The 644-nt window shown below is 62.4% G+C and carries 1 protein-coding gene; it reads right to left on the bottom strand.

The window, feature by feature from the left end; all coding sequences use genetic code 11:
• Positions 1-59 precede the first annotated feature (59 nt).
• The gene (locus tag B0W88_RS32155) at positions 60-602 is read right to left on the bottom strand and encodes a demethoxyubiquinone hydroxylase family protein (protein WP_077038448.1); all 543 of its coding nucleotides are present in this window, start codon (positions 600-602) and stop codon (positions 60-62) included.
• Positions 603-644 lie beyond the last annotated feature (42 nt).

Genomic DNA, 644 nt, shown 5'->3' with positions numbered 1-644 from the left:
CGCCTAACGATTGCGTTCAGCCGCGCCGTTAGGCGTCGGCTGGAACTGCAGGTTAGGCCTTACAGCCGCATGCCGAGCCATATAACTGTCTCCGTTGACATGGCCACGACTGGCGTGAGCACCCGAACCCAGAATCGGCTCGATTGTGCATGCGCGGCCGAGAGGTCGTGATGCTGTTGTTCTTCGAGCACGATGGACGTGATCGCCGCGACAGCCTCGGCATCCACGGCAGTGAGTCGCTCGATCTGGCGCTCCAGATGGCGAAGAACGACGGACTCGACTGCGGCCGTCGTGGCGGCGATCGCACTAGCGCCGAACAGCGCGGTAACGAAGCCTAGAACAAAGCCGCCGGCCCCGCAGAGGTGGTAGCTGCGGCAGCGACGAACGCCGCGGCGCTTCAGTTCTGCTTGAAAAATGGAGCGATGCTTGCGCTCATGGGACTGGAACTCGGAGAGTTCGCTGCGCATGCTGCGAGCCGTGATGCGCGAAACCAAGAGCTGGCCAGCGTAAATTTGAATCGCGCCATTCTCGCCTGCGTGGTTGACCTTGAGCACTCGCTCGGCAAGGCCCTCGGCAGGACGAAGATGCGCAGTCAGTTCCATGGCGCCTAACGATTGCGTTCAGCCGCGCCGTTAGGCGTCGGC

The sequence above is a fragment of the Pelomonas sp. KK5 genome, assembly GCF_001984095.1.
Taxonomy (GTDB): Bacteria; Pseudomonadota; Gammaproteobacteria; order Burkholderiales; family Burkholderiaceae_C; genus KK5.
The sequence above is the reverse complement of the archived record's forward strand: the minus strand, read 5'-3'. Positions and strand labels throughout refer to the sequence as shown.

Coding starts and splice junctions, on each gene's coding strand:
- B0W88_RS32155 (WP_077038448.1), bottom strand. CDS start 602: ATGGAACTGACTGCGCATCTTCGTCCTGCCGAGGGCCTTGCCGAGCGA.